Here is a 26,999-nt window from a genome sequence, read left to right on the forward strand (position 1 = left end):
TCTTTCTGGCTTCAAATACCCATCCGACCGGCCCGCCACGGGTCTGCCTTCCGGTCAGATCTCCACATAATCCCCATCGCGCAAAATCCGGTGGCGGATTTTGTTTTGCTGGCCAAGGGTCTGCTCCAGAAAGCAGCCCTTTTGCGCCGCATGAACCAGGGCCACCGTGTCTTCGAACGCGTCGGGGCTGTCGATCAGCACGTCGATCTCGAAACTGTTGGGTGCGGTTTCGTACACGCGGCCCGCTTTTTGCCAGTCCCAGACCACGCGGGTTTCCACCTTCAGATCGGTCAGTGTTACGCCCAGCCGTTTGGCAAAGGCGCGGATCTGGGTCATCAGGCAGCCGGTCAGTCCGGCGACGAATAAGGCAAGAGGCGGTGGGGCCGAGGCGTCGCCGCCGTGAAAAGCGCCTTCGTCCGAGGCGAGCTGGAAGCTTTCGTGGAAGGGCCTCACCATGTCGACGGCCAGTTCATTGCGCATCTTGCCCACGGCGGTGCCCGTACAGTTGAACTGCACCTGTGCGGTTTGGGGCATTTGGTCGAGATCGACGCTCATGACTTCACGATCCGATTTGTGAGCGTGCCGATTTTCTCAATCGTCAGGTCGAACTGGTCGCCGGGTTGCAGATGTTTGCCGATCTCCAACCCGCAGCCGGTGCCGACTGTGCCTGACCCGATCACCTCGCCCGGATAGAGCGTTTCGGAGGCGGAGATATGTTCGATGATCCGCCCGAAATCATGGTGCATCTGGGAGGAGTTCCCGCCACCCCAGCGTTCGCCGTTGACCGATACCTCCATGTCGAGGGCGGCGGGGTGAGGCACCTCATCCGCCGTCACGATCCAGGGGCCGAGGATATTGCCCGTGTCGAAATCCTTGCCCTTGGCCGGGCCCAGCTGGCCGGGCATTTCGACCATCTGCGCATCGCGGGCCGAGACGTCGTTCAGGATGGAATAGCCAAAGATATGCGCAGGCCCATCGGCGGCGGAGATATCCTTACCCTTCTTACCGATGATGATGGCCATCTCCAGCTCCACATCCAGGAATTGTGCGTAGTTTGGCCAGATGACATCTTCCTTATGGCCGATGAAGCTCATCCGGTTGCCTTTGTAATAGATCGGCTGATCGTACCAGACAGGCGGGATGGCAAAGGGGCGGCCTGTCATCTTTTCGGCCTGGGCGAAGCTGTTTTTCAGATGCGTCTCGAACACCAGGCAATCGCGGTATTGCACGGGCAGGATGGGCGGGCGGAAGGTGATTTCCTCCTCCAGCAGGATCGCGGCATCCTGGGCGTTATCGATCAAGGATTGCGCCAGTGCGAGCGCTTCATCGCCGCCATAGATGACGGACAGCATGTCGATGAAGAGTGCTTCGTTCTCATGGGCATGCTCGGCGGCCAGATGCAGATCCAGCATGCGGCCTTCGCCCAGATCGGCAACGACGCGTTCGCGGTTTTCATAGCAGACAGTTCCAAGGCGCATTTGGCTTACTCCTCGATAATGGCCACGGCGCGGGTGAACCCGGCAGAGGCGGCTTTGATCTTGAACGGAAAGGCAGAGACGGTGAAGCCGGTGTCGGGCAGTTGATCGAGGTTCGTCATTTTCTCGATCTGGCAATAGCCCTGATCCATGCCCGCGCGGTGGCCTTCCCAGATGATGGAGGCGTCACCCGTCTTGGCGTATTCCTGTGCGGTGTAGCCGAAGGGCGCGTCCCAGCTCCACGCGTCGGTGCCGACCATGCGGACCCCTTTGGAGGTAAGGTAATTCGTGGCATCCCGGCCGAAACCGCAGCCCTTCATCAGGTAATCGTCGCGGCCATAGGCTTCGCCGGCGGAGGTGTTCACCACGACGATATCCAGAGGTTGGAGGGTATGGCCGATGCGGGCCAGTTCGGCTTCGATCTCAAGCGGGGTCACAACATGGCCGTCCGGCACCTCGCGGAAGTCGAATTTCACACCGTTGCCATAACACCATTCCAGTGGCACCTCGTCGATGGTCATGGCGCGCTCGCCTTTGTTCATCGTCGAATGGTAGTGATAGGGCGCGTCCACATGCGTGCCGTTATGGGTGGCGATCTGCAGCCGTTCGATGGCCCAGCCTTCGCCGCCGGGCAGGTCTTCGCGTCGAAGGCCCGGAAAGAACATCATTACCTGTTCGGCGGTTTGCTGGTGATCCATGTATTCGATCTCGGGCAGCATCATCGGCGGGTCCGAGGCGATGCCGGTTTCCAGCGGGACAGAGAGGTCGATATAGCGTCGGGGCATTTAGGGCTCCTTCTATCAGGGGCATCGCCCGCCCTGATGGGCGGTCTCAGGCGGGTTAGCGTAACAATCCGGTGGCGATTGCAGGAAAGGCCAGGACGAGGCCCAGGACGAGCAGCATGATCAGCGCAAAGGGTGCTGCCCCTTTGAAGATATCGCCCAAGGTGATGTTGGGATCATCGAGCGTGGCCTTGATCACATAGACCGATATCCCGAAAGGCGGGGTGAGCAGGCCGATTTCCACCGCCAAAACGGTGATGATGCCGAACCAGATCAGGTCGATATTCATTGGGATCACCACAGGCAGCATCAGCGGCACGAGGATCAGCATGATGGACGAGCTGTCCAGGATCATGCCCATCGCGATCACGATGGCGCAGTAGATCAGGATGATGCCCCAGTACCCCAGCTCGGCATCTGTCGCGAGGGAGCCGAGGCCTGCGGGCACGCCGGAGAGCGCCAACATGCGCGAATACATCTGTGCGGCGATGATCAGGAAACAGACGGTGGCTGTGACCAGGCCGGTCTCAACCAGAACGGTCCAGAGGGATTTGAGCGTCAGGCGGCCCATCGCGAAGCCCAAGACCAGTGCGCCGATGGCGCCCATGGCACCGGCCTCGACGGGGGTGAAGATGCCCGCGTAGATGCCGCCCAGGACTAGGATGATGAGGCTCGCAATGGGGAGGGCTTTTTTCAGAAGCTCGGATCGGGGGAGGCTGGGGATGTCGGCCTCATCCGGGGAGCCCACGAAGCGGGGGGTGAAGATCGCCATGGCGACGATGCCCAGGGAGAAGAAGATGGCGAGCAGGAGGCCGGGGCCGATGCCTGCGATGAAGAGATCTCCGATACTTTGTTCGGCGAGGATGCCGAATAGGATGAGGAGAAGGGACGGGGGGATCATCATGCCCAGGACGGAGGACCCGGCGACCACACCTGTCGCAAAGCGCGGGGTATAACCGTGGCGGATCATTTGCGGGACGGCGATCTTGGTGAAAACGGCAGCAGAGGCGATGGAGATGCCGGTGATCGCGGCGAAGATGGCGTTTGCGCCGACTGTACCGACGCCAAGCCCACCTTTGAGCCTGCGGAAGGCGGCATTGGCCACGTCGAAGGCGTCGCGGCCGAAGCCTGCCTCGGACACGATGAAGCCCATCAGCACGAAAAGGGGCACGACGCCGAAGAAATAGCTGGAGATGGCGTCATTGGCGGCCAACGCGAGGAGTTTGGAAGCCAGAACGGGGGAGCCTTTGATCGCCCAGACACCCACGAAGGAGCAGACCATCAGCGCGATGGGTACAAACATGCCCGCCATCACGGCAACGCCCATGGCAAGGAGCGACAGGAGGCCGATGTCGAACGGGGTCATCTGGGTGCCTCGGGCAAACCGCTTCGAAGCGGCTTGGATGAAGCCTGTTCGAACAGGCTTGGGAAGCGGTTTCGAAACCGCTTGGTCCAAGGCATTTCGAAATGCCTTGTCATCGGTAGCGCCTCCAGATGCGGGCGGCAAATTGCAGGATCAGGACGGATCCGCCCAGGATGAGGATCAGTTTTACGGGCCAGACGGGGGCGGCGAAATCACCCACGGCACCGACGAACTCGCCGCGGTCCCAGGCGCGGGTGAAGATGGGCCAGGTCTCGCGTAAGATCACCCAGATCACAGCGATGGCGATCAGATCGAAGAGCGTTGCCAGCAGATTTCCGATTGTCGGATAGGTACGGGTGAGCCAACCGATGAAGGCATCGGATTGGGTCATGCGACCTTGCCTGAGGGCGGCGGGGATTTGCAGAAAGACGATAGCGACGATGGAGAGCGTCACCAGTTCCGGCACGCCGCTGATGGGGTTGCCGGCCAGGTTCCGCCCTGCCACGTCGATCCCTACAAGGGTCATAAGCAGCAGGATCAGCGTTGATCCTGCCACGTTCAGCCCTTGGGTGATACCGTCAAGCAATCGCAGCGGGAGAGGCTCCCGCTGCGGGGTGGTGGTGTCGGACATCGAGGGTTACTCGGTATCCCAGTTGCGCAAGGGCGTGGCACCCGCGTCGCGCATGGCCGTCATGTAGTTCGTCAGAACTTCGGAGGCTGGCTTGCCCTGTGCGTCAAGGCTGTCGGCCCATTCACGCGCGGCGTTGTCCATGCCAGCGGCCCAGGCTTCGCGCATGCCGTCAGGGGCGTCCTGGATGGTCGCACCTGCCTCACCCATCGCAGTCAGCGACGCAGTGACGGCGGCTTCGAGTTGGTCGACATACCAGGCTTGGGCCGCGTCCGCGCCTGCGGCCAGCGCATCCTTGGCTTCTTGCGGCAGGCTGTCATACCACGCCTCATTCGCGCAGAGCGAACCGGCATATTGCGCGCCGAGACCTGCTTTGGTGATGAAGGGCGCGACCTCGAACAATTTGCCGGGCAGCGCTGCAGAGGCGAAGACGATCACGCCGTCATAGACGCCTGTTTTCAGCTCGTTGTAATAGGTCGTCAGGTTGCCCGACACGCCCACGGCACCGGTGCCCGAGAGCCAATTGATGGCGGCCCCTGGGGCGGCGACCTTGCGGCCGTCCAGATCGGCCAGCGAATTAACCGGGAAGTTCGTCATCAGCAGGTAATCGTCGATCACGATGGGCGCGCCCAGATAAACCACACCGTTTTCGCCATAGGCTTCGGTCATGGCGGGCAGGTTGGCGTGCATGTCGTCGATGATCGTGGACACCTTGCCCAGATCCGACGTGGTGAAGGGCGTATAATAGGTCACGTTCTGCACGGCGAGTTTCGCCGGATCAAAGAGCGCCTGGCATGTGCCGATTTCGGCCAGTCCAGCCTCGACCGCTTCAAGTTCCTCGCCCACCTTGGCGAGCGATCCGCCATATTGTTCGGAGAAGGAGATGGAGCGGCCTGCCGCTTCGACCTGTTCTGTAACCGTGGGCACGAACACGTCCGAGATCATCTTGACCCAGCGAAAGACCGGCGGGTGACCGGCGGCGATGGTGACGTTGTAATCCTGCGCGATGGCGGCCACGGGCGTGGCGACAAGGGCGCTGGCAAGAGCAAGGTGTTTCAGTTTCATTGCAGTCTTTTCCTCCCAAAAAAAACGGATCCGGCAGGGCCGGGGTTAATCTGGCGGTGGCGCGATCAGGGCGCGGATGCCGCCTTCGACGTAAGTGGTGAGCGTGTTGAGCACGTCTTCCTGTTGGGTTTTGTCAGGGTCTGCGCCACCCAGCCGTTCGGGGCGGCCCGAGTTGGAGACGGCGGCCACAAGCGTGCCAATCGCCAGGTTGTACCCCCAGCTGATCGCCGCGCGAGATGCGCCGGGCAGGGCCGTGTGCAGCGCGTCGATAAAGCGGGCGGCGGTGTCATCATAATGCAGGCGCACCAGTTCGGCGTCACGGGCGTCCCCCACGGTCAGACCCGCCAGAATGCGCGCATAAGCGCGACCGCCACCCTTGGGGCCAAGGGGCGGCTCCATGAGGGCGCGCAGGATCCGGGCCACCGCATCGGGCGCGGTCAGGTCGACCGCGGCCAGCCGTTCCAGCCGTTCGGCATTGATGATGCCCGATCGCCGTTCGATCACCGCGGCATAGAGCCCTTCCTTGTTGGTGAAGTGATAATGCAGCAGCCCCTGCGCCACACCGGCCTTTTGCGCGATGGCCTTCATGCCTGCGCCGGAAAAGCCGTCATCGGCAAAGGCGATCTCGGCCGCGTCAAGAATGCGGTCGCGGCCAGAGCTTTGCGAATCTTGGTGTTTCAACTCCCCCATGGCGATGCATCAAAATACTGACTGAACGATCAGTCAAGCATCTTGCGTGCGTGATGGGCGGATTCTCTCAAGGCGGGGAAAAACCGCTTGCAAGAATCCGGGGGCTGCATCAGTGTGCACTCGCAAATGCGAAACGCAATTTCGCATAGTGAAAATGGGAGGAATTTTCATGTCATTCATGAAAGGGGCCGTGCTGGCCGCTTCGATGGCTGTGTTCGGTGGTGCAGCCTATGCAGAGACCGTTCTGATCCATGGGGAGGCAGGGCCTAACCGCGGTGCGCGCGCCGCCGCCCTGCAATGGTTTGCCGATCAGGTGGCGGAACGTTCGGCCGGCGATCTGCGGATCGACATTCAATGGGGCGGGGCGCTGTTCAAGGCGAATGCGTCCGTGCCTTCGATCCGCGACGGTGTGGCCGATATGGGCAGCGTGATCGCAGTTTATTTCCCGCAGGAAATGGCGGGTTACGGCATTGCAGACCTGCCGATGAACAACCCGGACGCCTGGGTCGGCATGCGCGCCACAGATGAGCTGATGCGCAATTCGGCTGAAATTCAGGCTGATCTGGCCGACAAGAACCTGGTCTATATCGGCACCTGGACGACCAGCCAGGTGAACATCGGCTGCAAGGATGCCGCGATCCGCACCGCCGACGATATCTCGGGCCTGAAGGTGCGTGGCGTGGGTGCCTATGGCAAAGTGTTCGGTGAGATGGGCGCAAACATGGTACGCATGTCGATCTATGACGCCTATCAGGGCCTGGACACCGGCCTGATTGATTGCAGCCAGGGCTATTCCTATGCGGTGGCCGCGCTGAAACAGGCCGAGGTTATGGACAGCTATACCATCCTGAATTGGGGCCAGGTCGGCGGTCTGGGGATCTTCATGAACAAGGATGTTTATGATGGTCTGACACCGGAGCAGCAGGCCGTGCTGAACGAGACCGGCAGCGACATGGCGGACGAGTTTGGCCGCATGATCACCGCGGCGAATGAAAAAGCCGTGGCCTTGATGCAGGAACAGGGAGTCGAGGTGATCGAACTGCCTGCGGACGAGCGCGCCAAGCTGGTCGAAATGGGCGAGCCCTTCCTGGGCGAATGGGTCAAGACTGCATCGTCCATCGGGCTGCCGGGTGACGCGCTGCTGAGCCAGTATCGTGAGCTGATTGCCAAATACACCGCCGAGCGTGATGCCAATGGCTATCCGTGGGAAGATGGCGGCAGCTGATGCTGGGCAAACTTGAAAATGTACTGCTGGGGCTTGCGGCTCTGGCAGTCATGCTTTTGGGCGCGCTGATTGCCGGCAACGTGATTGCACGGGCTGTCTTCGGCGCGTCCTTTCCCGACAGCGTGATCATGGTGCAGGAGCTGATGGTGGCCGCCATTTTGTTGCCTCTGGCCGCGGCGACAGCGCAGCGTGCGCATGTCTGTGTCGAGTTCATCTCGGACCGGATGGGGCCGCGCACGAAATCCTGGCTGATCGTCCTGGGATCGCTGGTCGGGCTTATCGCGCTGACGCCGCTGCTTTATGCGGGCTGGCGCGAGCTGCTGTCGAACTGGAATTCGGGCAGTTTTTATTTCGGCGATCTGGGCCTGCCGAAATGGCCGGGTCGTCTGTTGTTCCTGATCGGGATCGGGGCCTGCTGGATCCGGCTGTTGGAACTGGTGATCCGCGATACCCGCGTGATCCTGTCCGGCGGCATTGTCGATGACAAACACGAATTGACGGAAGCTGAGTGATGGACGCATCGACCATTGGCATGATCGCCTTCGCGGCGGTGCTTATCCTGCTGGCGTTGCGCGTGCCGATCGCCTTCGCATTGGCGTCGGTCGCGATGGTGGCGACCTTCTTCATCTTCGCATTCCGCACCGGCACATTCATGCCGGAACGCGCGTTGAACGCGACCACGTCCATGGCGTTTTCAAACGCGTTCGACCTGATCCATTCCTATAATCTGTCGATGATCCCGTTATTCGTGGCGTTGGGCCATATCGCCTATCGGGCCGAGATCACGACCAAGATCTATTATGCCGCCAAGGTCTGGCTGACCAGATTGCCGGGCGGGGTGGCGATGGCATCCGTCATGGGCTGCGGCGGGTTTTCGGCGATCACCGGATCATCCATTGCCTGCGCCTCGACCATGGGCCGCATCTGCACGCCCGAAATGATGCGCATGGGCTATGACAACCGGCTGGCCACTGCTTCGGTGGCCGCGGGGGGCACGCTGGGGTCGCTGATCCCGCCATCGGTTCTGTTCATCATCTATGGGATCTTTACCGAAACCTCGATCTCGAAGCTGTTTCTGGCAGGGGTTCTGCCCGGTCTTCTGACGCTGGCCGGCTTTATCCTGGTCATCGCCGTTTGGGTCTGGAAAAACCCCGAGATCGCACCGCCGTCACATGAGACCTACAGCTCGAAAGAGCGTTGGGACGCAGCCATTGCAGCCTGGCCTGCGGTGATGCTGTTTGTTGTGATCATCGGCGGGATCTATGGTGGCATCTTCACGGCGACCGAAGCCGCCGCCGTCTGCGTGGCCGCCACCATCCTGATCGGCGTGCTGCAACGCAAGCTGACATGGAATGATCTGTGGGAAAGCTTCAAGGAAACCTGCATCCAGACCGCCGCGATCTTTTTCATTGCCGCCGGCGCCAAGATTTTCGTGGCTTTCATCGCGCTGACCGGCGTGGCGCCGGTGATCGTGAACGCGGTGACAGCCGCCGATCCGTCGGTCGTCATGTTGATGGTCTGCATCGCGCTGATTTACCTGCTTTTGGGCATGTTCCTGGATCCAATCGGTATCATGGTGCTGACCCTGCCGCTGATGATCCCGCTGGTAGAGACCTATGGCCTGGACCTGATCTGGTTCGGCGTCGTAGTCATCAAACTGCTTGAGATTGGCCTGATCACGCCGCCCGTGGGGCTGAACGTCTTTGTGATCGCCAATGTGGTGGGCCGCGACGCGCCGATAGACCGGATCTTTGCCGGTATCGCGCGGTTCCTCAGCGTGGATATCATCGTTCTGATCCTGATTATCGCTTTCCCGGCGATCTCGCTTCTGATCCCGAACGGCATGCAATGACGGACCAGTCGGAAAGCCGCAAATTCGCCAACACGCTGGCCCGTGGCCTGAGCGTGTTGCGCGCCTTCCGTGCCTCGGATGATGGGCTGTCGCATTCAGATATCGCGCAGCGCACGGGGCTGGCGGGGGCGACGGTAACCCGGCTGACCTTTACCCTGACCGAACTTGGCTTTCTGAGCCATGACCGCAAGACAGGGTACTTCCGGCTGGGCCCGGCGGCGATTGCGGTGGGATCGGTGGCGTCCGCCTCGGCCAATTTCCTCGACCTTGTGTCGGGACCGATGCAGGATCTGGCAGACAAGACCGGGACCCTGGCTCTGATGGCGGTGCGCGATGGCGACCGGATGATGCTGACCAAGACATGGCGGCCCTTCGGCACTGCGTCGATCTGGCTGGAACCGGGGCACCGTATTCCGGTTTACGGATCGTCTTCGGGGCAGGCGGTTGTGGCCTCTTTAAGTGACGCAAGGTTTTCGGCGCTGAACCCGGATGCGGATTTGCGCGCCTTCCGGCAGAATGGCTATGAACAACTGGTCGGGCGGGGGTTCACGATTGCACCCCAGCCCACACGATACGCCGCCACCGTCAACGCGGTCAGCGTGCCCTATTTCGCAGGCGAATTCGGCGAACCTGTCGCCTTCACCTGCGGCGCGCTGCCCGAGATGCTGAGTGATGCGCGCATGCTGAATGAAGTGGGCCCGGCCCTGCGGGATGTGGTGCGCGATCTGGAATTGAAGACCGGGCGAAGCAGTGCTTTGGCCCGGCGCGGATAAAGAGGGAGAGAGACACGCGCCATGAGCGACGCCATTCAATATGAAAAGCACGGTGATATTGCCATTCTTGCCGCCAACAACCCGCCGGTGAACGCGCTGGGTAAAGCAGTGCGCGACGGGCTGCTGGAGGGGATCGCGCGCGCCGAACAGGACGGCGTCAAAGCGGTTCTGATCTATGGCGAGGGGCGGACCTATTTCGCCGGGGCCGATATCAAGGAATTCGGCAAGACCCCGCTTGAGCCGTATCTGCCGGATGTGTGCACACGGATCGAATCCTCGCCCCTGATTGTGGTGTCGGCCATGCACGGCACGGCGCTGGGCGGTGGGCTTGAGATTGCCTTGGGCTCGCATTACCGCATCGCGGTGCCGTCGGCGCGCATGGGATTGCCGGAAGTGCTGATCGGCGTGATGCCGGGCGCGGGCGGTACGCAGCGCTTGCCCCGTTTGATCGGTGCGGAAAAGTCGATCGAGGTGATCACATCGGGCCGCCAGATCGGCGCGAAAGAGGCGCTGGAGCTGGGCATCATCGACCGGATCGCCGAAGGCAACCCGCGCCAGATAGGTCTGGCCTATGCGCGGGAGCTGATTGATCAAGGCGCGCCGCGCCGTGCCGTCAGCGAGATGCCGGGGCCGGAGCCCATCGACTTTGACGCGGCCTATGAGGCGACGCTGCAAAAGGGGCGCGGCCAGATTTCGCCCGCAACAGCGGTGCGCGGTGTGCAGGCGGCGGCGGAGCTGCCCTTTGACGAGGGGATGAAGCGCGAACGCGAGCTGTTCACATATCTGATGAACACCGACCAGCGCGCAGGACTGATCCACGCGTTTTTCAGTGAACGCGCGGTGGGCAAACTGCCCGAGCTTGAAGGGGTGGAGCCGCGCCCGCTGTCAGCCATCGGCGTGATTGGTGGCGGCACGATGGGCGCAGGCATCGCAACGGCGGCGCTTTTGAACGGGCTGTCTGTCACCATGCTGGAAATGTCACCCGAGGCGGCAGAGGCCGCCAAAGGTCGGATTTCCGGCAACCTGTCCGGTGCCTTGAAACGCGGCAAGATCAGCCAGGCGGAGTTCGAGGAGATGACCGAAAAGGCGCTGAGCCTGACCACGTCCTATGATGATCTGGGGCAGGTCGATCTGGTGATCGAAGCCGTGTTCGAGGAGATGTCCGTCAAGAAAGAGGTCTTCACCAAGCTGGATGCCGTCTGCAAACCCGGCGCGGTGCTGGCGACGAACACATCCTACCTGAATGTGGATGAGATCGCGGCGGTGACCTCGCGGCCTGAGGATGTGATCGGGCTGCACTTCTTCTCGCCCGCGCATGTGATGAAGCTTCTCGAAGTCGTGGTTGCTGACAAGACCGCGCCCGACGTGGTTGCAACCGGCTTTGCGCTGGGCAAACAGCTGAAGAAGATCAGCGTCCGCGCAGGCGTCTGTGACGGCTTCATCGGCAACCGGATCCTGGCCACCTACCGTACGGCAGCGGATCACATGATCCTGGATGGCGCGACGCCGTTCCAGATCGACGAGGCACTGGAAGAGTTCGGCTTTGCCATGGGTCCCTATGCCGTGAGCGATCTGGCGGGCCTTGATATCGGCTGGGCCGTGCGCAAGAGCAAACGGGCCGAGGGGCTGCACCCCAAAGCGCGCGACGTGGAATTCGCAGACCGTCTATGTGAACAGGGCCATTTCGGGCAGAAGACCGGCAAGGGATATTACGATTATGCCGCCGGGCCGCGGTCGCGTGTCCCGAACCCCGATGTGCCGGGTCTGATCGAGGCAGAACGAGCCGCCAAGGGGATTACACCGCATGAATTCACCAAGGAAGAAATCGTGCGCCGTTACATGGCCGCGATGGTGAACGAGGCGGCCAAGGTCGTGGGCGAGGGGATTGCGCGGCGGCCGCTGGATGTCGATATGACACTGCTCTTTGGCTACGGCTTCCCGCGCTATCACGGCGGCCCGTTGAAATGGGCCGACCTGCAGGGGCTGCCTGAATTGCTGGCCGATATCAAACGCTATGCAGAAGAAGATGATTACTTCTGGCAGCCCGCACCGCTGCTGGAACAACTCGTGGCCGAAGGCCGCACTTTCGATGATCTGAACAAGGAGGCCGCGTGATGCGCGAAGCCGTTATCGTATCCACCGCCCGGACCGGGCTTGCCAAATCCTTCCGGGGATCTTTCAACACCACCCACGGCGCCACGATGGGCGGCCATGTGGTGGAACACGCTGTGAAACGCGCCGGGATCGACCCGGGCGAGATCGAAGACGTGGCCATCGGCTGCGGCTTTCCCGAGGGCGCGACCGGCCAGAACATCGCCCGCCAGATCGCCATGCGGGCAGGCCTGCCGATTTCCGCGTCGGGCATGACGGTGAACCGGTTCTGTTCCTCGGGCTTGCAGACCGTGGCGCTGGCCGCCAATGCGATCACGCAGGAAGGCGCAGGGCCGATGGTGGCGGGGGGTGTGGAAAGCATCTCTCTCGTTCAGCCGCAGGCGAAATCGGTTGAGGAAGCATGGATCGCCAAAAACAAGCCTGCGATTTACATGACCATGATCGAAACCGCAGATATCGTGGCCGAACGCTATGGCGTGAGCCGTGAATATCAGGACGAATTCAGCCTGATGAGCCAACAACGCATCGCGGCGGCTCAGGAGGCGGGGCTGTTCGCAGATGAGATCGTGCCGATGCAGACCACCATGGCGGTGAAGGACAAGGAAACGGGCGAGATCTCGCATCGGGAAGTCACCGTGGATCGCGACGAATGCAACCGCCCGCAGACCACTTTGGAAGGGCTGGCCGGGCTGGATCCGGTGCGCGGCCCGGGCAACTATGTGACCGCCGGTAACGCGTCGCAACTGTCGGATGGGGCGGCTGCGGTTGTGGTGATGGACTCGAAAGACGCTGAAAAGCGCGGGCTTGAACCGTTGGGCGCGTTCAAGGGCTTTGCCGTGGCGGGCTGCGAGCCGGATGAGATGGGCATTGGCCCGGTTTTTGCCGTGCCTCGCCTGTTGGAGCGGCATGGGCTGAAGGTCGACGATATCGACTTGTGGGAGCTGAACGAGGCGTTTGCGTCGCAATGCCTCTATTCCCGTGACCGCCTGGGCATTGATCCCGATAAATACAACGTCAACGGCGGATCCATCGCGATTGGCCACCCGTTCGGCATGACCGGCGCGCGGCTGACTGGTCACCTGCTTTTGGAAGGCAAGCGGCGGAAGGCCAAATACGGCGTCGTCACCATGTGTATCGGCGGCGGTATGGGTGCTGCCGGATTGTTTGAAATCTACAGCTAAGGAGACAGCGATGGACCTCAGCTATTCCCCCGAAGAACAGGCGTTCCGCGCCGAAGTGCAGGAATTCATGGCCAATGAGCTGCCCAAGGAGCTTTCGGAAAAGGTGCGCCTGGGTGACGAGGCGCTGACCAAGGAAGATCAGGAGCGCTGGCACGCCATTCTGAACGAAAAAGGCTGGCTGGCGCAGAACTGGCCAAAGGAATTCGGCGGGGCCGCATGGAACGCCGTGCAGCGCCACATTTTCGAGGAAGAGGCCGCCAAGGCGAACGCCCCGCGCATTGTGCCTTTTGGCCTGTCGATGCTGGCGCCGGTGCTGATGAAATTCGGCTCGAAAGAGCAGCAGGACCATTACCTGCCGCGCATTCTTGATGGCACCGATTGGTGGTGTCAGGGGTATTCCGAACCGGGTGCGGGCTCGGACCTTGCATCGCTGAAGACCAAGGCAGTGCGAGAGGGTGACCATTACATTGTGAACGGTCAGAAAACCTGGACGACGCTGGGCCAGCACGCCGACTGGATCTTCTGCCTTGTGCGCACCGATCCGGATGCCAAGCAGCAGGAAGGGATCTCCTTCCTTCTGATCGACATGAACACACCCGGCGTCGAAGTGCGGCCGATCATCCTTCTGGATGGCACACATGAGGTGAACGAGGTCTGGTTCACGGATGTGAAAGTGCCCGTTGAGAATCTCGTGGGTGAAGAGAACAAGGGCTGGACCTATGCCAAGTACCTGCTGACACATGAGCGGACGAATATCGCCGGTGTCGGCTTCTCGCAGGCCGGGCTGGAGAGCGTGAAGCGCATTGCCAAGGCCGAGAAGGCGAATGGTAAGCCCCTGATCCAAAACCCACATTTCGCGGCGCGCATCGCGCAGGTGGAGATTGACCTGCGCGCGCTGGCCACATCGAACCTGCGGATCGTGTCCAAAGCCTCGGCTGGCGAAGCGCCCGGGATTGAGGCCTCGATGCTGAAGGTCAAAGGCACCGTGATCCGTCAGGAGATCAACGATCTCGCCCGCCGCGCGGTGGGTCCCTATGCGATGCCGTTCCCCTCGGAAAGCGTAGAGGGCGACAACATGGCCATCGGTCCCGATTACGCGGGCCCGCTGGCGGCGCAGTATTTCAACTATCGCAAACTGTCGATCTTTGGCGGATCGAACGAGGTGCAGAAGAACATCATCGCCAAGACGATGATGGGGGGCGGAAGATGAATTTCGATCTGACTGAAGAACGGCAAATGCTGCAGGACACCCTGCGGCGATACCTGCGCGAGAAGTATGACACCGCGACGCGCAACAAGATTCTCGACAGTGACGAGGGCATGAGTGCGGAGATCTGGGCAGAACTGGCCGAACTGGGCGTAATCGGCGCTTTGTTCACCGAGGATCAGGGCGGCTTTGGCGGCGGTGGGTTCGACATCGCCGTTGTGTTCGAAGAGCTGGGCCGCGCGGGTGTTGTGGAGCCTTTCCTGGATACGGCAATTCTGGGTGGTCGTCTGCTGGGCGCCGTTGGCGGGCAGGATGATCTGGTGGAAGAGGTGATCGGCGGGGCTGCACATCTGGCGCTGGCCCATGGCGAACCCGGCGCACGCTATGATCTGACCCGTGTGGAAAGCACCGCCGTTGCCGATGGTGATGATGTCGTTCTCAACGGGCGCAAAGCGGTTGTCGTGAATGCAGAGGCCGCTGGGCATCTGATCGTGTCGGCCCGTGAAAGCGGTGCGGTGGATGAGACGGATGGGATCTCTCTGTTCCTCGTGCCTACGGATACAGCGGGTCTGACGATGCGTGGCTATCCGATGCTGGCCGGTGGCCGCGCGGCGGAAGTTACGTTGGATGATGTCCGCGTGCCCTCCTCCGCCCGATTGGGCGGCGTCGGGGCTGGCTGGCAGCCGCTGCACGACACGCTTGCCTTGGCGCATATCGCGCTGGCGGCGGAAGTGCTGGGCGCGATGGTGTCGGCTACGGCGCTGACCAATGAATATCTTGGCACCCGCAAACAATTCGGGCGACCCATTGGCACGTTCCAGGCGCTGCAGCACCGCATGGCGGATATGCTGATCGAGCTGGAGCAGGCGCGCTCTGCCGTGATCAACGCGGCAGGCTATCTGGAGACCGACAGCCGGGATCTGAACATCGCTGGTGCGCGGAACCTGATTTCCCGCGTTGGGCGTCTGGTGGCCGAGGAGTCGATCCAGCTCCATGGCGGCATCGCCATGACGCAGGAATACGAGCTTGCCCATATCGCCAAGCGCATCGTGATGACCGACCACCGGTTCGGCGATGCGGATTATCACCTGGAGCGGTTCATTGAGCTTTCCGCCGCCTGAGGATGGCATCATTCGCGGCGGGTCGGGCGCACAGTTAAGCGTCGATTACGTCGTGGATGTGGGCCAGCCCGATGGCAAAGGTCGCGCATTGTTGGATGTGCGCGACCAGCACACCAACCGCAACGGCCATCTGCATGGCGGGATCATCGCCATGCTGCTGGATGCGGCCTGCGGGTTCACCGCCTCGATGCGGTTGGGAGAGGGGGATGCGCTGACGCCTTTGGTGACGGTGCAGCTCAACATCTCTTTCGTGGGGGAGGTGGAAAAGGGCCAGCGCGTGATCGCCGTGGGCCATTACACCGGTGGTGGACGCAAGATTGCGCATATTCATGGTGAATTAGCGGATGGAACGGGGCGCGTGGTGGCAACGGCCATGGGCGTGTTCCGCAAGATCACGCCAAGGGGGACGACATGACTTTGGCCCGGATGGAAGATCGCGGCGATCGCGCTGTGGTCGTGAACATGAACGTGACGCGGCGCGGGGCGCTGTCGCCGGATCTTTATGCGGCGATCCGCGATGCGCTTGCGCTGGCGCAGGAGGAGCGTATCCGCGCTGTGATCCTGACGGCCGAAGGCGGGTTTTTCTGCGCGGGGGGCGATCTGAACGTGCTGATCGCGCGGCGTGACCTGTCGGAGCCGGAACGCCGCGAAAAGGTGGATGAGCTGCACGACCTGGTGCGCGGCATCCGGGCTTGCCCGGTCCCGGTGATCGCTGCGGTCGAAGGGGGTGCTGCGGGCGCTGGCGCTTCGCTGGCGCTGGCCTGTGACCTGATCGTGGCCGCTGAAGGGGCCAAATTTACGGCCGCCTATGTGAAAGCCGGTCTGGTGCCGGATGCCGGGCTGACGGCGTCGCTTGCGCGGCTTCTGCCCCGCCCCCTTGCGATGGAAATGTGCTTGCTGGCCCGCCCGGTAACAGCCGAGCGTATGCTGGAGCTGGGCGCGATCAACGGTGTCGTACCGGAAGGCGCGGCGGATCAGGCCGCTGGCGAACTGGCCGATGCCCTGGCGAAGGGTCCGCGTAAGGCGCAATCGGTGATCCGCCGGCTTGTCAGCGATGCCTATGAGATCTCTGAGGCTGATCAGCTTGACGCCGAACGCGACGGGATGGCCGCCGCCGCCGGTGGCTCTGAAGCCGCCGAAGGTATCGCTGCGTTCCTTGAAAAACGCGCGCCGAGGTTCGGACAATGACCCCCCTTTGGCATCAGATTTTCGACCCGCATCTGCGCGAAAGGCCGGACGCACCCGCACTGCGCGATTCCACCGGAATGGAGTGGAGCTATGCGGATCTGGATCGCGCCTGCACCGCCGTCCAGGAGACGTTGTCAGGCATGGGCGTCAAACCCGGCGACCGGGTTCTGGTGCTGTGCGAAAACTCCTGTGCGGCTGTTGCGGCGCTTTTTGGCGCTTCACGCGCCGGTGCCTGCGTGATCCCCGTCAATGCACGCATGACCGCGCATGAGGTCGACCGCATTCGCACCCATGCCCGCCCCTCAGCCGTTCTGACCACCAGCGGCGCCTCCGCCGAGGCCGCCGCCCATGGCGAGCGTCTGGGCGCTGTACGCCAGACCGGCGCGTTGGGGGAACTGATGGTCGCGCCAGATGACGGCGATGGCGAGGCGGTCGATGCGGATGTGGCGGTGCTGCTTTATACGACTGGCACGACTGGCACGCCCAAGGGCGTGATGCTGACCCATGGCAATCTGACCTATGCCGGGCGTGCCGCGCAAGAGTTCCGCAGCCTTGCGCCCGGTCACATCGTCTTTGGCGTGGCCCCGATAACCCATGTGATCGGTCTGGCCTCCATGCTGACGGCGACGCTGACGGCCGGGGCTACCGCGCTGCTGGAAGCACGCTTCTCGGTCGAACGGCTGGAGGCTGCTTTGCGGGCTGGCGTCAGCCACTTGCCCGCCGTTCCGCAGATGCACGCGCTTTTGATGCGCCATGTGCAGGATCAGGGGCTGGATCGCTTGGAGAGCCCTGATCTGTTCTATGTTTCGTCCGGGGGTGCACCGCTGGATCCGGCGTGGAAGCGCAAGGCCGAGGCGTTCTATGGCCTGCCGCTGCAGAACGGCTATGGCATGACCGAAACGACAGCGGCCACGCATATCACCCGGAACAAGCTGGGCGATCCCGATATCTCGGTCGGTCCGCCGCTTGCGGAGGTCGAGATGCGAATCGACACCGATGTGCCCGGTGCCGGGGATGGCGCGGGCGAGGTGATCGTGCGGGGGCCCAATGTGATGAAGGGCTATTTCCGCAACCCCGAGGCCACGGCGGCCGCGCTCAGCCCGGATGGCTGGTTGCGCACGGGTGATCTGGGGCGCGTGGACGCCGAAGGCCGGTTGCACATCATGAGCCGCACCAAGGAGCTGATTATCCACGGCGGTTTCAACGTCTATCCGCCCGAGGTCGAGGCGGCGTTGAACGATCATCCGCAGGTGGTGCAGTCAGCCGTGATTGGTCGGGTCGAGGATGGTGATGAAAAGGTGCTGGCCTTCTGCCAGGTGCCCGTGGGCTGCGACCTGACACCAGAGGCGCTGCGCGATTTCGTGGCGGAACGGCTGACGGGGTACAAGCGGCCCAGCCGGATCATTCTGGCCAGCAGCTTGCCGGCCGCACCCACCGGCAAGATCCTGAAGCATAAGCTGCTGGAGGCCTTTGCCGATCGGTTGGGCTGATCCGGTGAACGCTGCGCTGCGGGGCATGCGTTGCGTTCCGTATTTTCAGCAAGAAGAAGATCAGGACAGGACCTGTTTCCACGCAAGGCAAAAGCCATCGAGATAGGCTTGGGTCAAATCGGCCTCTTCCACGAAGGCCCCTTGTTTTGCCAGCGCATGGGCATAGGCAGCGCTTCGTGCGTCATCTGTCAGGATGACCACAGGCTGACCCAGCCAGTAGGGCTTGGCCGAGGCGATTTCGGCCCCGATTAGATGCGCAAAAGCCTGCCCGTGCCCAGCCGCGCGGTCGCTGGCCAGATGCTGCGCCAGGCGGTCCGGGCGCGAGAGCGTTTCTGACAGTGCCGTGTCAAAGGCGTCATTGGAGGTGGGCTGTGGGGCGCCAAGGGCCGCTGCGATCTGTGCCGTCAGGAACCCCTGGAAGCTGACCACCTCTTCTGCAGAGATATGGGCCCAGAGGGTTTCGTCCCCCAGGACGAGCAGAACGCCATCAAAATTTGGGTTCTGCGCCAGATACCCTGCAATGGCGGTTTCGGCCCCATGGCTGCGCGCCGCCGGATTGTCTTGCCGCAAGGGCGGGATCGCCGCGACATGTGGCAGGCCTTCGGCAAGGGTCGTGCCGGTCAGAGGTTTTGCGGGAACGGGATGTGGTGCGATGTCCAGACCGGCCACTACCACGGGACCGGGAAGGGTTGGCAAGGCGTCTTTGGACAGGTCTTCCGGGGCAGAGGCCGTGCCATCCGCGCCCATCTTCCAGACGCGGATCCCATCAGCGCTCGCAAGAACCGCGCGCCACGCGGGATCAGACATACACGCCCTGCGCCGCCTCGCGAATGGCGCGGATGTTTTGGCCATAGACTTCGGGCTGGCTGACCGATCCGCCACGGAACACGGCAGACCCGGCCACCAGCACATCTGCACCTGCCTGCACCAGTTGCGGGGCGGTCGTTGGGTCAACACCGCCGTCAATCTCGATATGTATGGGCCGGTCGCCGATCATCGCGCGCAGCTTTTTGACCTTGGTCGTCATGTCGATGAATTTCTGCCCGCCAAAGCCGGGGTTCACCGTCATCACGCAAATGAGGTCGGTCAGGTCCAGCAGGTCGGTCACCGCCTCCGCCGGAGTGCCGGGGTTCAGCGCGACGCCCGCTTTCATGCCTGCCCCGCGAATGGCCTGCAGGGTCCGGTGGATATGCGGCCCTGCTTCGACATGCGCCGTCAGGATATCCGCGCCTGCCTGTGAAAAGGCGTCGATATAGGGATCGACCGGCGCAATCATCAGGTGCACATCCATGACCGTTTTGACATGTTTGCGGAACGCTGCCACGGCCGGCGGGCCAAAGGTCAGGTTCGGGACGAAATGCCCGTCCATCACATCCACATGGACCCAATCGGCGCCCTGATCCTCGATCGCTTCGATCTCGGCCCCGAAATTCGCGAAATCCGCCGACAGGATGGATGGCGCGATCTTTACGCTGCGGTCAAAGGACATTGGGCTCTCCTTCAGGTGTGGGATGTTGCGGGTCATATAGACTGCCCGGAACCGGAACGGTAGGGCTTGTTGTCCTGATCCATCTGAAACGTCAGGGCGTGGACAGTTTCACGCGCCGCTCAGGGCAAAGCGGTCGATCAGGTGGAAGAACCCCTCGTCATCCTCGCCCACCAGCGCGATATCGCGGATCACGAAGGGGCGCGGCAAAAGCGGGGCGAGATGGCTTTGCAGGGTGGCAAGCGTTCTGGCCTGATCGTCCTTGGGAAGCTTGCTGGTCAGCGTCATGTGGAAGCGGAACTGATCCAGCACATGGGGATACCCCCATTGCTTCAAGTTCGCCTCCTGCGCGGGCGACAGGTGCGCAGAGCGGCGTCGCTCAAGCTCCTGATCCGAGGGCGGGGCACGGAACGCGTCCAGCTCGCGCACGATGCGGGCAGCGGCGGCGTTGAGGGTGCGTGTCTCGCCCTGCGCGGTGAGCGCGAGAAAGCGGCCCAGCGGTGTCACGTCAAGCCCGGACAGCGTGACCGGTGCGATATCCCTTGCCAGATCCCGCACCGCACGGGTCAGGGCGGCCGCGGTTTTTCCGGCGCGCAGGCGGAATGGGGGTTTCAGTGTCGCATGCAGCCCGTATCGGCGGGGCACCGCCGTGATGGCCGAAACGGGCCGATCCAATCCTGCGATATCGGGGTGTTCGACGGCCTTGCCCGCCGCGATATCCCAGCCCAGCCAGGCGGTGCAGAACGCGGCCCATGGCTCGGCCTGATCGGGAATGAAATAGATCGCATAGCGGGTGGGTGTCATGGTCAAAGCTCCTTGAGGCGAAGCAGTGACGCGGTTTTATGACAGTTCAGTGACACCAGCCTGTGATCTTCAGGCGCGGTAGAACAGGTAACGGTCGGGCGCGATGGTGTCCGGCCCTTCGATCTGTTCGAACCCCACCAGCGGCTGGCCGGAAATCAGAAGCCCTCCAGACGACATCACCCGGGCCAGCGGCACCGAGAGTTTCGCGGCCTCGGCCACGTCCTGTTCCTTGACGCCAAAGCCCAGATCGTAATGCGCCAACCGGATTTTCACGCCCAGACCCGCCAGCTTTTCCAGCATCGGCGCGGCTTCGCCCTCAAGAAAGTCTTCATCGGGCGGAACGCAGGACGGATGGCATTGCAGCACACGGTCGATCACCCAGATGCGCCGATCGGGCAGGATTTCCCGCAGGTGGTCGTAGGTGCGCCCATTGCCGAGCCCCAGATCCAGCACATCGCCTGGCGCATCGCCGATCTGCTGGGCCGCCCAGTTCAACCCGTCGCGCTGGGCGCTCAGTCTGCGCAGCATGCTGTCCAGACGGCTCATGGGCGGTCTCCTTTGCCGAATTGCCAGGGCTGCGCGGGCCCCGACAGAAGCACCGCGATCAGTCGTTCGCAGAAAGACCAGATCGCGGGATCATGTACAAGGTGGTGGGTCAAAAGGCCCAGTGGTTCGTCGGCGTCGCTGCGCCCTGCGCGCCGGTCTTGCAAAAGCCGCGTGATCCGGTCGACCAGCAATGCCTCGTCCAGCAGCCCACGCGTGCCTTTCCAGTCGATCGGGTCGATATGGGTGTTGATCTGCTCCAACCCCTCTGCGGCCCAGCGGCTTTTGCGCGGTGTGGCGGTGGACAACACCTTGAACCCCAGATGAGGCAACTCCGCCACCAGATCCGGGCTGATCCGGTTCCATGGCGGCACGAAAACCGGCTGCAGCCGCGACCCGAAAAGCCCGTGCAGCTTGCCAAAACCGCGATCGGCGTCCTCGATCATCTCGGCCAGGGGGCGGTGCGCGCCGAATTCGGTCTTCTTCTGATCGGGTGGGGCGTGGTTTTCATGGGCCCAGCCATGAACAAGAGGGATCACGTGCGGCGTCCCGGACAGGAAGTCCGCGAGGCTTGTGTCGGCATGGGCCGGGATCACTGCGATATGCACCGGCAGTTGCGTCTTCTGTGACAGCTGTGCCAGTTGCCGCAAGGCTGCACTATCAGAAATGGCGTCGTCATCACGCCACCAGAGCGGCAGGGAGAGACCCTCTCGCTCCCACTGCGCCAATTCGTCGTGCAAGGCGGTCCAGTCGGTCATGTGTTTGCCCCTGCGATTTCTTCCACGATGCGCAGCGCCTCTGCCGCGCCGTTCATGGCAACCCCCTGAACGGGCCTACGGGACATCTGGCTGAGTTTTGTCACATGCTGCGCCATCGCCTCCGCGCTCAGCTCCGCGCTCAGCAGCATGTCGAAGCCGGGCAGGGCCGCAAGGCTTTGGGCACGCAGGGTTTGTTCCACTTCGCCGCCATCGTCAAAGGGGATCAAAAGGGCAGGGATGCCGGTTTGCAGAAGGTCCATGGCAGTATTGTAGCCGGCCAGGCTGACCGAGCATATGGCGTGGTTCAGCATCTGCGGAAAATCTGGGCGTGCGGGCTCAACGGTGGCGTTCTCAGGTGCAATGGCCTGAAGCCCGGCGATCGCGGATGCCGGATCAGCCCCGCCCACCAACAGGCGCCAGTGCAATGCGGGCGTCAGCCTCGCGGCCCGTAACGCGGTTTCGAAAACCGGCAGGCCCACAGCACCGCCGCCTGCGCTGACCAGCACTTCGCCCTCTCCGGCACGGTCAGGATGGGGCTCTGGCGCCGGTGGGGCCACGAACCCGGTATAGCGCAGCTTGGCACGCAAGGCGTCGGAGACAGGCCAGCTGATCTCAAGCGGTGTGGCGGCCTTGTCGGAATGCACAAGAACGGCGTCGTAGTACTGCGCGATGATCTGATCGGCACGCTCGGCCTTGGCGGGTTTCGAGGGTGGCGCAAGGATATCCCGGATCGAACAGAGGATTTTCGGCGGGCGCGGCAGGCGCTGGGCGGCGTCCAGTATGTCCAATAATTCCGGGGCAAGGACCCGCCTTCCAAAGGGGAAAAGCTCGGTGATCAGAACATCAGGGCCGTCCTTGATGCAGTCCAGAAGCCTGTCCAGCCGCCGGGCCAGATAGGCGGCGTCGGCACGCACCCCGTCGTCTGTCAGAAGCGTCGTGAAATTCGTCCCATCCGATTTCAGCGGCGGCAGTTGCACCAGATTGATGCCCGCGGTCTCAAGCCCTGGCACTTCGGTGCCGCCCGAGGCCAATGTCACCTGATGCCCGCCCCCGGCAAAGGCACGCGCAAGCATCATCGCGCGGCGCAGGTGGCCGGTGCCCAGAAGATGGGTCACGACGATCAGGATATTCATTCCGCGGGCCTGTCGATCAGGCGCACGGGTTCGGCTTCGGCCACGCTCAGGCCGTTCGACAGATCCAGCACGAACAACCTGTTGCGTTTGATCTGGAACGGCGCGGGGCCTTCGAAATCCCAGCCGGTCGCGCGTGCCAGCAACACGCGCATGATTCCGATATGCGTAACCGCGACCGTGTCGCGGCTTAGCCCGGCGACCCAACGCTGAAGCCGTGCCCAAACCTCGGCCGGGCTTTCCCCGCCGGGCGGGCGATAAGACCAGCCCCATTCCTCGATATCGCGGAAGCCTGAATTCGGGTCGGCCTTCAATTCCAGACCTTTCTGGCCTTCCCAATCGCCCCAGTTCATCTCGATCAACTCAGGTGCTGTTGCCGGCGGGCGTCCGCCCACCAGCGCGGCCGTTTCCTGCGCGCGCGACAGGGGGCTAGCCACCAGATCGGCCCCGTCCCAGGGCCGGGGCAGAGCCAGTTGCGCCAGGTTGGCCCGCGCATCGTCTTCCAGTGGGATATCGCTGCGCCCCTGGATCTGGCCCGCGCGGTTCCAGGCGGTATGCCCGTGTCTGAGAAGGGCAAGTTTCGTCATTCTGTTCCCTCCATCAGCGGGCCAAGTGTGTTTCGCAGGATGCCAATTGCGGCCGGGCGCAGGTGCCGCGCCTGTACATAAGCGCGGGCCTCTTCGCTGAACTTCCGCGACAGTTCCGGATCAGCAAGCAGGTGGTCAACCCGTTTGGCCAAGGCTGCAGGCCCCTCTTCCGGCGTTGGATAAACGCCAGGCACCAGCACATCACGCACGCCGGGCCTGTCCTGAGCGACCACCGGCAGACCGGCGGCCTGCGCTTCCAGATAGGCCATGCCAAAAGCCTCATTCACCCCGGGCCAGAGAAGAAGCGACGCCTTGGCGTAAGCCTGTGCCAGATCTTCGCGAGACAAAGCGCCCAGAAACCGCACGCGGTTGCCAAAGGGCGCAAAAAGCGCCTGGACCTCGACCCGCGCTTCGCCGTCGCCTGCAATGTCCAGCCGCCAGTCGGGGCGGCGAAGATGGCTGAGTGTTTCGGCAATCAACCGGTACGAGGCCAGCTTGTCGCCTTGCCGCATCATGCCAACGGCCAGCATCGGGCCAGAGTGATCCGATGCTGCCGGCATCGTGTCGCGATCCAGAAACGGGGGCAGTTCCACGATCTGCTGGTCTGCGCATCGGTCCCGTTCCAAAGCGATCCGGTCATTGCCGGTGAAATGAAAGATCACATCGGCTGCGTCGCTGGCCAGATGGGCCATTTCGGCGAAATCTGCCCAGGGGCCTGTCAGCCGTGATTTTGCGCGCGTGGCCTCGATCTGAACATAGGGAATGCCCACGCGTTTGCTGACCACCGGCCCGATCAGATCTGGGGCCTTGTAGTAATTGTGATAGGTCACCCAGATCGCCGGGTCAGGCAAATCACGCAGAACACGCGTGGCTTCTGATTGGGCCTCTGCCATCAGCTGCCTTTGGGTGTCCGCATTGCCTTTCGGCTCAAAACTCCGCAGTTCAGAGGCAAGCGTGACCGGCCGTTCAAAGCCCTGCGCCAAAGCGGCCATCAGGTTACGCGCAATCTGCCGGTCGCCCGAAGCTGTGGGGTGACGCGGCGATTTCAGCGGGGCGTAGAAGGCAATGGGCCTCATGTCGCTTCCCCGGTGAGAGAGGCAAGCCTGCGCGACAGCCGAGCGATGCCGGGATGCATCAGGAAGTTCGTTGTCAGCCTGTCATAGGCTGCCTCGGCCATCCGTGCCGTGCCGACGGGATCACCTGCCATCTGTGCCATAGCCTGTGCAAGGCTGGCTGGCTCGTCGGACACCAACAGCCCATGCACACCGCTTTCGATGAACTCCGGGATGGCAGAGACCGGCGTGGACAGGATCGGCAGCTTTTGCGAGGCCGCCTCCATAAGCACATTGGGCAGACCGTCGCGGTCGCCATCCGCAGCGATCCGGCTGGGCAGAACGAAAAGGTCCGCGTCGCGCATGGCCGCGATCACCTCAGGCTGGTCGCAGGCCCCGCGCCATGTGATGCGTCGCGCAATGCCTGCAGCCTCTGCCCGTTCGGCAAGCCGGTCTTTCAGATCGCCACCGCCGATATGGACCCAGTGCCAGTCCACATGGCCCGGCAACAGCGCCAGCGCATCGATCAGCCGGTCAAATCCCTTTTTTTCGACCAGTCGCCCGACCGAAAGCATGTGAAACGCATCGCCGGCCCCGCGCCTTTTCCGACCCGGCGGAGCGGGAAACCGCGCGAGATCCAGCCCGTGATAGATCAGGTCGATCCGCCCCGGATCGGCGGACAGCCCGCGCAGGTGCTCCGCGCCGAACCGGGTGCAGGTCGCGCCAAAGGCCGCCCCGTGCTGCGCGGGGTCCAGCTTTTCGTGAAGCTCCCATTCGGGCGAGGTCCAGATGTCCTTCGCATGGGCCGAAAAGCTCCAGGGCAGGCCGCGCATGATCGCGGCATATCGCGCGACCGATGATGGCGTATGCAGGAAATGCGCGTAAAGCGCGCGGGTGCCTGCGGGCAGTTCGGTGGCAAGAACGCAGGCCTGCCCAAACCGGCGAATGCGGTTCGTGGTCAAATCGCGCCGCAGATCCTTGCGCCAAACGGCATAGGCGGCGCCATATCCCGGCAAACGCTGCGCCGCATCGCGGGCCGCCCAGACGCGCGCGGGTTCCTGCCAGAGGTATTCGGGCAGATACCGCACCCGGGCGCGCAGCCGGTCATGCAGCGGGTGCGTCTTGGTGTCGGTGGGATGGCGCAGCGACCAGATGTCAAACCGGTGCCCGGCCTCTTCCAGCGCAACCAGTTCCTGCGCGATAAAGGTCTCGGACAGGCGCGGCCAGCCTTTGACCACGACGCCCAGGGGCGGTGTGGGGTCGGTCATTCCGCCGCGCAGCTTGATCTGTCGGAAAGCAGCGCACGCACCCGTTCGTTCACCGTCTCAAGCCCATCCAGAAGACCGTCAACAAAGGCGGCGGAAGGCGGCCGTTGATCGGGCAGCGCGGCAATGGCGGCGATCATCGCATCGGCGGTCAGGCCATCGCGTTCCTCGTCCAGCATCCGGCACAGGCCCAGTTCCTCGGCCTTGGAGGCGCGGATATACTGTTCCAGCCGGGGCACGCGGCGCGGCAGAATCACGGCGGGCTTGTCGAAGGACAGCACCTCGCAAAAGGTGTTGTAACCCCCCATGCAGATCACGCCCTGCGCGCCAGACAAAAGCGCCTCCATCTCGGATTCGAAGCCCACGGTGGTAACGCGGCCATCCAGCTTTTCCACCCGCGCCTCGAACGCGCGGCGGGTGTCGCCCGACAGGAACGGTCCATAGACGAATTTGGCGGGCGGGCCGAGTTCGGGGTCTTTCTCATAGGCCTGCAGAACCAGATCGACCAGGACTTCGCCATCGCCGCCGCCGCCCGGTGTGACCAGGATGTAAGGCTCATCGGGTGCGGTGACGTCATCCGGCACGGTGCGGCGCAGATAGCCTGTCCAATGCATTCGTGCGCGCACCGCCGGGCTGAAGGGCAGGCCCTGCGTCGGGTCATAGATCGACTGCAACCCGTATATCCAGATGTCGTGATAGAACCTTTCGGTCGCAGCAACCGACCCTTTGCGCTCCCATTCGGCGGCAAGGACATCGGGCGCGTCCAGAACCTCGCGCAGACCAAGCACAAGTTTGGTTTTCCCGCGCGCCAGAAGTTCTTCCAGCGTCGGCAGAAGCTCCCCACGGAAGCCGGTGGGTTCCTTGTCGACGATCAGAAGATCCGGGTCGAACTGTTCCGCCGCAGACTGGATCAGGCCGGCGCGCAGATTGGTGGTGGTTTCGATATCCGTCCCCATCGTGGCCGAGGCATAGGAGCCATCGGCCAGCTTCGTCACCCCCGGCAGGCGGATATGGTCGACACCGCGCGGAAAGGTGAACCGCCCCGCCACAGGTGATCCGGTCAGGATCAGCGCTGATGCGGTCGGATCCGCAGCCGTGATCGACGTCGCCAAAAGGCGCGAGCGGCGCAGATGGCCCAGACCGAACGTGTCATGGCTGTAGAGCATGACGCGCGGGGCCCGTCTGGTCTGAATGGGGGTAAGTTTCGCCTGCGCCATAGTAT

At 62.8% G+C, this 26,999-nt stretch carries 28 protein-coding genes; 11 read left to right on the top strand and 17 right to left on the bottom strand.

Annotated features, from left to right (window positions below):
• Positions 1-54: 54 nt before the first annotated feature.
• The 7 genes from TR61_RS03265 to TR61_RS03295 all read right to left on the bottom strand — a co-directional run bounded on the left by TR61_RS03265 (position 55) and on the right by TR61_RS03295 (position 5,994).
• Positions 55-555, bottom strand: a complete 501-nt coding sequence (locus tag TR61_RS03265; RefSeq protein WP_050928136.1) for an OsmC family protein — start codon at positions 553-555, stop codon at positions 55-57.
• The gene (locus TR61_RS03270; protein ID WP_050928137.1) at positions 552-1,478 is read right to left on the bottom strand and encodes a fumarylacetoacetate hydrolase family protein; all 927 of its coding nucleotides are present in this window, start codon (positions 1,476-1,478) and stop codon (positions 552-554) included. Before TR61_RS03270 ends, TR61_RS03265 begins: the two co-directional genes overlap by 4 nt.
• A gap of 5 nt (positions 1,479-1,483) precedes the next feature.
• Positions 1,484-2,260 carry a cyclase family protein gene (locus tag TR61_RS03275; RefSeq protein ID WP_050928138.1) on the bottom strand — a complete coding sequence of 259 codons (777 nt, stop codon included), beginning with the start codon at positions 2,258-2,260 and terminating at the stop codon, positions 1,484-1,486.
• Positions 2,261-2,315: 55 nt separating this feature from the next.
• Positions 2,316-3,623, bottom strand: coding sequence for a TRAP transporter large permease (locus tag TR61_RS03280; RefSeq protein ID WP_050928139.1), 1,308 nt, complete (start codon positions 3,621-3,623; stop codon positions 2,316-2,318).
• A gap of 109 nt (positions 3,624-3,732) precedes the next feature.
• On the bottom strand, positions 3,733-4,251 hold the full coding sequence (locus tag TR61_RS03285; protein WP_050928140.1) for a TRAP transporter small permease subunit: 519 nt from the start codon (positions 4,249-4,251) through the stop codon (positions 3,733-3,735).
• A 6-nt stretch (positions 4,252-4,257) separates the two neighbouring features.
• Positions 4,258-5,313, bottom strand: a complete 1,056-nt coding sequence (locus TR61_RS03290) for a C4-dicarboxylate TRAP transporter substrate-binding protein (protein ID WP_050928141.1) — start codon at positions 5,311-5,313, stop codon at positions 4,258-4,260.
• A gap of 45 nt (positions 5,314-5,358) precedes the next feature.
• The gene (locus tag TR61_RS03295) at positions 5,359-5,994 is read right to left on the bottom strand and encodes a TetR/AcrR family transcriptional regulator (RefSeq protein WP_172676926.1); all 636 of its coding nucleotides are present in this window, start codon (positions 5,992-5,994) and stop codon (positions 5,359-5,361) included.
• A gap of 178 nt (positions 5,995-6,172) precedes the next feature.
• Between TR61_RS03295 and TR61_RS03300 the strand changes: the two genes are divergently transcribed.
• From TR61_RS03300 to TR61_RS03350, 11 genes are read left to right on the top strand one after another with little or no spacing between them, the layout of a single operon-like run.
• Entirely contained in the window at positions 6,173-7,228 is a 1,056-nt protein-coding gene (locus TR61_RS03300; protein WP_050928143.1) for a C4-dicarboxylate TRAP transporter substrate-binding protein, read from the top strand.
• Positions 7,228-7,740 (top strand): TRAP transporter small permease, encoded by a 513-nt coding sequence (locus TR61_RS03305; RefSeq protein WP_050928144.1) that lies wholly within the window; start codon positions 7,228-7,230, stop codon positions 7,738-7,740. The genes TR61_RS03300 and TR61_RS03305 overlap by 1 nt, the downstream gene beginning before the upstream one ends.
• On the top strand, positions 7,740-9,080 hold the full coding sequence (locus TR61_RS03310) for a TRAP transporter large permease (RefSeq protein ID WP_050928145.1): 1,341 nt from the start codon (positions 7,740-7,742) through the stop codon (positions 9,078-9,080). The genes TR61_RS03305 and TR61_RS03310 overlap by 1 nt, the downstream gene beginning before the upstream one ends.
• The gene (locus TR61_RS03315; protein WP_050928146.1) at positions 9,077-9,853 is read left to right on the top strand and encodes an IclR family transcriptional regulator; all 777 of its coding nucleotides are present in this window, start codon (positions 9,077-9,079) and stop codon (positions 9,851-9,853) included. Before TR61_RS03310 ends, TR61_RS03315 begins: the two co-directional genes overlap by 4 nt.
• 21 nt (positions 9,854-9,874) lie before the next feature.
• Positions 9,875-11,968, top strand: a complete 2,094-nt coding sequence (locus tag TR61_RS03320; protein ID WP_050928147.1) for an FAD-dependent oxidoreductase — start codon at positions 9,875-9,877, stop codon at positions 11,966-11,968.
• Positions 11,968-13,146, top strand: a complete 1,179-nt coding sequence (locus TR61_RS03325; protein ID WP_050928148.1) for an acetyl-CoA C-acyltransferase — start codon at positions 11,968-11,970, stop codon at positions 13,144-13,146. Before TR61_RS03320 ends, TR61_RS03325 begins: the two co-directional genes overlap by 1 nt.
• Positions 13,147-13,156: 10 nt before the next feature.
• Positions 13,157-14,356, top strand: coding sequence for an acyl-CoA dehydrogenase family protein (locus TR61_RS03330; protein ID WP_050928149.1), 1,200 nt, complete (start codon positions 13,157-13,159; stop codon positions 14,354-14,356).
• The gene (locus TR61_RS03335; RefSeq protein WP_050928150.1) at positions 14,353-15,474 is read left to right on the top strand and encodes an acyl-CoA dehydrogenase family protein; all 1,122 of its coding nucleotides are present in this window, start codon (positions 14,353-14,355) and stop codon (positions 15,472-15,474) included. Before TR61_RS03330 ends, TR61_RS03335 begins: the two co-directional genes overlap by 4 nt.
• Positions 15,455-15,889: a PaaI family thioesterase gene (locus TR61_RS03340; protein ID WP_245626807.1), complete on the top strand. Its 435-nt coding sequence runs from the start codon at positions 15,455-15,457 to the stop codon at positions 15,887-15,889. The genes TR61_RS03335 and TR61_RS03340 overlap by 20 nt, the downstream gene beginning before the upstream one ends.
• Entirely contained in the window at positions 15,886-16,662 is a 777-nt protein-coding gene (locus TR61_RS03345; RefSeq protein WP_050928152.1) for an oxepin-CoA hydrolase, alternative type, read from the top strand. Before TR61_RS03340 ends, TR61_RS03345 begins: the two co-directional genes overlap by 4 nt.
• On the top strand, positions 16,659-18,152 hold the full coding sequence (locus TR61_RS03350) for a class I adenylate-forming enzyme family protein (protein ID WP_050928153.1): 1,494 nt from the start codon (positions 16,659-16,661) through the stop codon (positions 18,150-18,152). Before TR61_RS03345 ends, TR61_RS03350 begins: the two co-directional genes overlap by 4 nt.
• Positions 18,153-18,212: 60 nt before the next feature.
• On the opposite strand, the gene TR61_RS03355 is transcribed toward TR61_RS03350, so the two are convergent.
• The 10 genes from TR61_RS03355 to TR61_RS03400 all read right to left on the bottom strand — a co-directional run bounded on the left by TR61_RS03355 (position 18,213) and on the right by TR61_RS03400 (position 26,994).
• Complete coding sequence (locus TR61_RS03355; protein WP_050928154.1) at positions 18,213-18,959, bottom strand: 2-dehydro-3-deoxygalactonokinase; 747 nt, start codon at positions 18,957-18,959, stop codon at positions 18,213-18,215.
• Positions 18,952-19,641: a ribulose-phosphate 3-epimerase gene (gene rpe / locus TR61_RS03360; protein ID WP_050928155.1), complete on the bottom strand. Its 690-nt coding sequence runs from the start codon at positions 19,639-19,641 to the stop codon at positions 18,952-18,954. Before rpe ends, TR61_RS03355 begins: the two co-directional genes overlap by 8 nt.
• A gap of 108 nt (positions 19,642-19,749) precedes the next feature.
• Complete coding sequence (locus TR61_RS03365; protein WP_050928156.1) at positions 19,750-20,442, bottom strand: DUF1045 domain-containing protein; 693 nt, start codon at positions 20,440-20,442, stop codon at positions 19,750-19,752.
• Between the two features lie 69 nt (positions 20,443-20,511).
• Positions 20,512-20,988, bottom strand: coding sequence for a class I SAM-dependent methyltransferase (locus tag TR61_RS03370; protein WP_050928157.1), 477 nt, complete (start codon positions 20,986-20,988; stop codon positions 20,512-20,514).
• Positions 20,985-21,743, bottom strand: coding sequence for a polysaccharide deacetylase family protein (locus tag TR61_RS03375; RefSeq protein WP_050928158.1), 759 nt, complete (start codon positions 21,741-21,743; stop codon positions 20,985-20,987). Before TR61_RS03375 ends, TR61_RS03370 begins: the two co-directional genes overlap by 4 nt.
• Entirely contained in the window at positions 21,740-22,876 is a 1,137-nt protein-coding gene (locus TR61_RS03380) for a glycosyltransferase family protein (protein ID WP_050928159.1), read from the bottom strand. The genes TR61_RS03375 and TR61_RS03380 overlap by 4 nt, the downstream gene beginning before the upstream one ends.
• Positions 22,873-23,460: a histidine phosphatase family protein gene (locus TR61_RS03385; protein ID WP_050928160.1), complete on the bottom strand. Its 588-nt coding sequence runs from the start codon at positions 23,458-23,460 to the stop codon at positions 22,873-22,875. Before TR61_RS03385 ends, TR61_RS03380 begins: the two co-directional genes overlap by 4 nt.
• Positions 23,457-24,536: a glycosyltransferase family 4 protein gene (locus TR61_RS03390; protein ID WP_050928161.1), complete on the bottom strand. Its 1,080-nt coding sequence runs from the start codon at positions 24,534-24,536 to the stop codon at positions 23,457-23,459. Before TR61_RS03390 ends, TR61_RS03385 begins: the two co-directional genes overlap by 4 nt.
• Positions 24,533-25,780 (bottom strand): glycosyltransferase family 4 protein, encoded by a 1,248-nt coding sequence (locus tag TR61_RS03395; protein ID WP_050928162.1) that lies wholly within the window; start codon positions 25,778-25,780, stop codon positions 24,533-24,535. Before TR61_RS03395 ends, TR61_RS03390 begins: the two co-directional genes overlap by 4 nt.
• Positions 25,777-26,994: a glycosyltransferase family protein gene (locus TR61_RS03400; protein ID WP_245626808.1), complete on the bottom strand. Its 1,218-nt coding sequence runs from the start codon at positions 26,992-26,994 to the stop codon at positions 25,777-25,779. The genes TR61_RS03395 and TR61_RS03400 overlap by 4 nt, the downstream gene beginning before the upstream one ends.
• Positions 26,995-26,999 lie beyond the last annotated feature (5 nt).

Source organism: Aestuariivita boseongensis (assembly GCF_001262635.1).
GTDB lineage: Bacteria > Pseudomonadota > Alphaproteobacteria > Rhodobacterales > Rhodobacteraceae > Aestuariivita > Aestuariivita boseongensis.

Bases quoted from the DNA above. Each gene is read 5' to 3' on its own strand.
- TR61_RS03400 (WP_245626808.1), bottom strand. From the start codon at position 26,994: ATGGCGCAGGCGAAACTTACCCCCATTCAGACCAGACGGGCCCCGCGC.
- TR61_RS03380 (WP_050928159.1), bottom strand. From the start codon at position 22,876: ATGAATATCCTGATCGTCGTGACCCATCTTCTGGGCACCGGCCACCTG.
- TR61_RS03265 (WP_050928136.1), bottom strand. From the start codon at position 555: ATGAGCGTCGATCTCGACCAAATGCCCCAAACCGCACAGGTGCAGTTC.
- TR61_RS03375 (WP_050928158.1), bottom strand. From the start codon at position 21,743: ATGACCGACTGGACCGCCTTGCACGACGAATTGGCGCAGTGGGAGCGA.
- TR61_RS03270 (WP_050928137.1), bottom strand. From the start codon at position 1,478: ATGCGCCTTGGAACTGTCTGCTATGAAAACCGCGAACGCGTCGTTGCC.
- TR61_RS03365 (WP_050928156.1), bottom strand. From the start codon at position 20,442: ATGACACCCACCCGCTATGCGATCTATTTCATTCCCGATCAGGCCGAG.
- TR61_RS03320 (WP_050928147.1), top strand. From the start codon at position 9,875: ATGAGCGACGCCATTCAATATGAAAAGCACGGTGATATTGCCATTCTT.
- TR61_RS03345 (WP_050928152.1), top strand. From the start codon at position 15,886: ATGACTTTGGCCCGGATGGAAGATCGCGGCGATCGCGCTGTGGTCGTG.
- TR61_RS03350 (WP_050928153.1), top strand. From the start codon at position 16,659: ATGACCCCCCTTTGGCATCAGATTTTCGACCCGCATCTGCGCGAAAGG.
- TR61_RS03385 (WP_050928160.1), bottom strand. From the start codon at position 23,460: ATGACGAAACTTGCCCTTCTCAGACACGGGCATACCGCCTGGAACCGC.
- rpe (WP_050928155.1), bottom strand. From the start codon at position 19,641: ATGTCCTTTGACCGCAGCGTAAAGATCGCGCCATCCATCCTGTCGGCG.
- TR61_RS03305 (WP_050928144.1), top strand. From the start codon at position 7,228: ATGCTGGGCAAACTTGAAAATGTACTGCTGGGGCTTGCGGCTCTGGCA.
- TR61_RS03390 (WP_050928161.1), bottom strand. From the start codon at position 24,536: ATGAGGCCCATTGCCTTCTACGCCCCGCTGAAATCGCCGCGTCACCCC.
- TR61_RS03335 (WP_050928150.1), top strand. From the start codon at position 14,353: ATGAATTTCGATCTGACTGAAGAACGGCAAATGCTGCAGGACACCCTG.
- TR61_RS03290 (WP_050928141.1), bottom strand. From the start codon at position 5,313: ATGAAACTGAAACACCTTGCTCTTGCCAGCGCCCTTGTCGCCACGCCC.
- TR61_RS03330 (WP_050928149.1), top strand. From the start codon at position 13,157: ATGGACCTCAGCTATTCCCCCGAAGAACAGGCGTTCCGCGCCGAAGTG.
- TR61_RS03370 (WP_050928157.1), bottom strand. From the start codon at position 20,988: ATGAGCCGTCTGGACAGCATGCTGCGCAGACTGAGCGCCCAGCGCGAC.
- TR61_RS03300 (WP_050928143.1), top strand. From the start codon at position 6,173: ATGTCATTCATGAAAGGGGCCGTGCTGGCCGCTTCGATGGCTGTGTTC.
- TR61_RS03325 (WP_050928148.1), top strand. From the start codon at position 11,968: ATGCGCGAAGCCGTTATCGTATCCACCGCCCGGACCGGGCTTGCCAAA.
- TR61_RS03310 (WP_050928145.1), top strand. From the start codon at position 7,740: ATGGACGCATCGACCATTGGCATGATCGCCTTCGCGGCGGTGCTTATC.
- TR61_RS03280 (WP_050928139.1), bottom strand. From the start codon at position 3,623: ATGACCCCGTTCGACATCGGCCTCCTGTCGCTCCTTGCCATGGGCGTT.
- TR61_RS03315 (WP_050928146.1), top strand. From the start codon at position 9,077: ATGACGGACCAGTCGGAAAGCCGCAAATTCGCCAACACGCTGGCCCGT.
- TR61_RS03275 (WP_050928138.1), bottom strand. From the start codon at position 2,260: ATGCCCCGACGCTATATCGACCTCTCTGTCCCGCTGGAAACCGGCATC.
- TR61_RS03395 (WP_050928162.1), bottom strand. From the start codon at position 25,780: ATGACCGACCCCACACCGCCCCTGGGCGTCGTGGTCAAAGGCTGGCCG.
- TR61_RS03355 (WP_050928154.1), bottom strand. From the start codon at position 18,959: ATGTCTGATCCCGCGTGGCGCGCGGTTCTTGCGAGCGCTGATGGGATC.
- TR61_RS03285 (WP_050928140.1), bottom strand. From the start codon at position 4,251: ATGTCCGACACCACCACCCCGCAGCGGGAGCCTCTCCCGCTGCGATTG.